The organism is Sinorhizobium fredii USDA 205, assembly GCF_001461695.1.
In the GTDB taxonomy this organism is placed as follows: domain Bacteria; phylum Pseudomonadota; class Alphaproteobacteria; order Rhizobiales; family Rhizobiaceae; genus Sinorhizobium; species Sinorhizobium fredii.
This window is the reverse complement of sequence record NZ_AUTC01000064.1, coordinates 1-2368: the sequence shown is the minus strand read 5'-3', so window position 1 is coordinate 2368 and position 2368 is coordinate 1. Positions and strand designations below refer to the sequence as shown.

Here is a 2368-nt window from a genome sequence, read left to right as displayed (position 1 = left end):
CCCCGCCAGCTATCGCTGCATCAATCCGCTGATAACTTTACAGTGCCATCTCACCGGCATCTATTCCTGGGAGGATGAACAGAAAATACCGGAGGGCTTCAGACCTTTGCGACTTCCCGCACGAATCCTGCGCGCCGCGTGATGCTTACACTCTGTTCGGCCTTATATTAGCGTACGATTTCGCGCAGTTCTTGTTTCGACCCCATGATGCCATGCTCGTCAATGCTCGAAACTGTCAATCGGCGTTGCCAACGCCGATTGACACTCTTGGGAAGTCTCATTGTTCTAGGCCACGCTCTGAGAGCAGCCGGTTCATGACCTCGCCTTTGATCTCGCCTGCGATTTGGTTTCGGACTTGGGCTCCGAGCACCCGCTCGGCATCGACATCGCCTACCAGACCATGTTCGGCCAGTCGCTGATCCAGACGGCTCTGAAACTCTTCGCCCATGGCTTCGACGAGCCGGTCCTGCATCGCTGCATGTTCGTCCGGTGCGATGCGCCTCAGCACCGTCTCCCAAGGTTGCCAGCGGGTTGCCATGTAGTCGGTGAATTGGTTCGCTTCCCGCTCCCGGATCAGGTCCAGCGCCTCCGTCGCATCATCCTCGCTTACGTGAGAGACCGCCAGGAAGCGCATGTCAGGGGCGACGTGACTGAGCTCCAGCGGCTCGCGCAGCCGATGTTGATAGGCCAAGTAGACTTCGACGTCGTCTATGTTCGGGTCGAGGCTGAGGAGCGAGTTGACCCTGTCGCGCGCGATCTCGTCGAGCGCCTCTAAGCGGAACGCAACACGGCCGCGCTGGATCAGTTCGCCAAGACGATCGTCATAGACGCCGCCCTCGACATCAGCGTTGAGGCGCGCGGTCTGCATACCGTTCCAGTGCAAGGTAACTCGATCCTCGCAGCTCGCGTTGGCGTCGGAAGCCTGTGCAAAAAACTGCTCGCGCAATCTCGGATTGGCCGCCGTCTGCCGCAGATCATCAGCCACTCTCTGCCGAAACTCGTCATTGCCATAATTCACGGTCCCTCGTAGCCTCTCCAGGAACTGCGCGTAGTCCTGGGCGCCTGGCTCATCCGCAAAGTGCTGCCATTCGGCCAGCGTCGCCGGGTCGTCTGCGAGCCAGTGCGCGGCAGCCTCATATAGAGATTGCTGCGCAAGCTGCGGTGGCGCTTCAGCCGCCGCCAGATTAGCGAGGACGTCGTCCGGCAGCGGGTTATCCCCGAACTCGAGGTTCTCCAAATGCGGGTAGCTGAGACTAAGATTCGGTACACGACCCTCAAGAAGATCCTCAGGCAGGCCGGTCAGCCGGTTACCGCTGAGATTGAGCGATTGGAGCGTGCTCGGAAGGGGGTCGGGGAGGTTGGCCAATTGATTGCTGCTGACATCGAGTTCAATAAGCCCCGATGGGAGGGAGTCGGGGAGGTCGGTCAGCTGATTGCCACTAACCGCGAGCGAGGTGAGCCTGCTCGGGAGAGCGTCCGGCAGGCTAGTTAGTCGGTTGTCGCTTGCGTTCAGGATCTCGAGCCCAGCCGGAAGGTTGGCCGGCAGACTGGTCAAGCTGTTATCGGCCACCTCCAGCCGAGAGAGGGTCGCCGGAAGAGCGTCCGGCAAACTGGTCAACCGGTTATGGCTAATGAGAAGATGCTGAAGACCGGGGGGGAAGCTAGCGGGCAGGCTGCTTAGTTCGTTGTGCCTGGCGCGCAGTTCCAGCAATCTTGGCGGCAGGGCGGCGGGCAAAGCGGTCAGGGAGAGGGAGGACAAATCCAGCGAGTGCGAGCCCGTGTTGTCCGAACCCCTAATTCGTGTGCGCCCCTGTCGCCGATTCTCGGCTTCGCCCTGCCCCTCTTCGGCAACCCAGTTGTCCAGGATCTGCGCGCGCGCGGAGGCCGGGGTCCGATATCCTGTCATGGCTTCGACCAAATCCGCCACGGCTCGGGCGAAGCCGCTGAGGTAACTTTCCTGCTCCCCCTCTTCAGAAGTGGCCGGGGAAGAACCTGCACTCTGCTGTGCGTCTCCTATGTTCATCGATATCTTTCTTCGTCGTTAGAACAAATAGCACGCCCGCCGCTTCTCAAGGCCGCGAGGCAGGTGGTTGCGCAGCGCAATTGATCATTCGAGAGCAAGTGCAAGTGCGCTGCGGCTCCTGCCCCGAGCCGGGACAGGTTCACACGACTCCCGCCGCAGCAAATAAAGCGATACTGCTGCGAGGAGTCCTGCCATTTCGTTGGCCAGATAAGCCTGGAGGACCCGTCAACGTGGCAGCGTGCTGCCCTTAGCAGGCCTTCCTGTCGATCAGCTGACGAGTGTCGCTGCAGAACCCCGGGTGGCACCGTAAAGTTAACCGACGGCTGAGGAAGATGTGCGTACATG

The 2368-nt window shown here is 60.5% G+C and carries 1 protein-coding gene; it reads right to left on the bottom strand.

Features of this window, described 5'->3' with window-relative positions:
* Positions 1–277: 277 nt before the first annotated feature.
* Positions 278–2023: a T3SS effector NEL-type E3 ubiquitin ligase NopM gene (gene nopM, locus N181_RS08020; RefSeq protein WP_014330979.1), complete on the bottom strand. Its 1746-nt coding sequence runs from the start codon at positions 2021–2023 to the stop codon at positions 278–280.
* Positions 2024–2368 lie beyond the last annotated feature (345 nt).